The 2063-nt window shown below is 44.0% G+C and carries 1 protein-coding gene and 1 pseudogene; both read right to left on the bottom strand.

The features are described 5' to 3' along the window. Window positions 1-415, bottom strand: a pseudogene (locus O9300_RS18555) (PEP-CTERM sorting domain-containing protein); the annotation flags it as partial. A 58-nt stretch (window positions 416-473) separates the two neighbouring features. Beyond that, window positions 474-2063: putative Ig domain-containing protein (locus O9300_RS18550; RefSeq protein WP_287973276.1), on the bottom strand; the 1590-nt coding region annotated here is incomplete at its 5' end.

Genomic DNA, 2063 nt, shown 5'->3' with positions numbered 1-2063 from the left:
TGTAATCTAAATGAGTGGCATCTTCATCGGTCAGAAAATTCCAAGAAAAGCTTACAACATCGCCAGTATTAGCAGTAATAGTCTGTTTGATAGCCGAGCCTTCAGTAACAAATAGATTGCTTAACTGATTACCCGATAAGCTGAGAAATGATTGTAAATTACTAGCATTAGTCAAGGATTGATTGTCGTCACAAGCACCGACAAAAACACAAGTTTGTAACACTGCTTGATAACTTCCGTTAACCGGTGTAACGCCAAAACTTGAAGTTTCAACGCTCGTTTGTCCACTGGTATTCCAGTCAGAAAAATTACCAGTTTCAAAACTTCCATTGACAACAGCGGCGTGGGAGGCTTCAAGATTAGAAGCCACCAAACTAGCAACAGTAATTAAGGTTAAAGTTGGGAGTTTAAACATGAGTAATTTTCCTGATATATGGTTAATTGCGAGATGGAATATTTCGCTGGCTGTTTACTTAAGCTTGAATTAAAATGTCATTCTCACTTAACTGTGGGATGCCGTTGAAGGTGGCAAAAAGTGCGCCATTGCCTAAGCCATTGCTGGCACCATTTTGATTGTAGAACAGATTACCTGTTGCTAAATTGTAAACGATTTTAGCACTACTGGAACCAACTAGATTTAGTTCGTTAGCAGCATCATTGATGCTGGCAAATTCGGCGGTTTGTAAGCTATTGCCGACGGTACTGACAAGAGCATTGAAGGAGGTTTTACTCAGGATAATTTTGTCACTTCCTTTGATAAAGTCATTGATACTATCAACTCCAAAATCACTGGTATTAAAGATAGCACCACTGCCAAAGAGGAATGAGTCGCTGCCATCGCCGCCGGTGAGAATGTCATTTCCTTTTCCACCAATCAGGGTGTCGTTACCGGCACTACCGATAAGGGTGTCGTTGCCATCTAATCCCTTGAGTAGGTTATTGCCACTGTTACCGGTGATGACATTATCTAGATTGTTACCTGTGCCGTCGATGTTGGCGTTACCTGTTAGGGTGATATTTTCGATGTTGACGGTGAGAGTGTAATTTACAGAAGATTTGACGGTATCTTTGCCTTCTCCAGCATTTTCAATGGCTACGTCGCGGCTGCTATCGACAATGTAGGTGTCGTCACCGGGACCGCCTGCGAGTCGGTCATTTCCTGTGCCGCCATCGAGAATATCGTTGCCTTCACCGCCGTTGACGGTATCGTTACCGGCCCCGGCGTTGATGTAGTCGTCGCCGCTAGTACCGTTGACGGTTTGATTACTGCTGTCGCCGTTGACGGCGTTGAGGACGTTGAGGCTAAAGCTATCGTTGGCTTTTTCTCCGGCTGAATCGCTGGCGATTACTGTCAGGTTATAGGTGCCGGAGGCAGTATCGGAGGGAGTGCCACTGAAGGTTCCCGTGGCGGCATCGAAGGTGATGCCACTGGGGAGGACTGTTTCTGTTGCTAGGGTGTAGGTGAGATTATCGTCGTCAATATCTGTGAAGGTATTAGCGGGAATGGTGAAGCTGAAGGGTTGATTTTCGGTGGCGGTTTGATTGGCTATTTTCTGTTGTAATGTGGGTGCATCATTGACGGGGTTAACTGTTATTAGAAAAGTATCATCAACTGTTTTACCGTTGGATGTTCCCCGAATTGTCAGATTAGCTATCCCAGATTGATTGTCTTGGTAGTCAAGGGTTAACTGATTGTCAACGATGGTAGCGGTGACTAATCCCGGATTACTATTGACGAATACTGATTTAACAATTAAAGCGATGTCATTGTCGATGTCAGTGAAAACGTTAGTTAAATCAATGACGGTATTGGCTGCATCTTCGTCAACATTGACATCTGTAATGGGATTGAGGACAGTTGGTGGATTATCGACTGCACCGACAGTTACCGCAAAGGTATCATCAACAGTTTTACCGTTGGATGTTCCCCGAATTGTCAGATTAGCTATCCCAGATTGATTGTCTTGGTAGTCAAGGGTTAACTGATTGTCAACGATGGTAGCGGTGACTAATCCCGGATTGTTATTGACGAATACTGATTTAACAATTAAAGCGATGTCATT

This window comes from Microcystis sp. LE19-195.1E, from assembly GCF_027532095.1.
In the GTDB taxonomy this organism is placed as follows: domain Bacteria; phylum Cyanobacteriota; class Cyanobacteriia; order Cyanobacteriales; family Microcystaceae; genus Microcystis; species Microcystis aeruginosa.
Note: the sequence above shows the minus strand (reverse complement) of the source record. Positions and strands in the feature narration are given on the sequence as shown.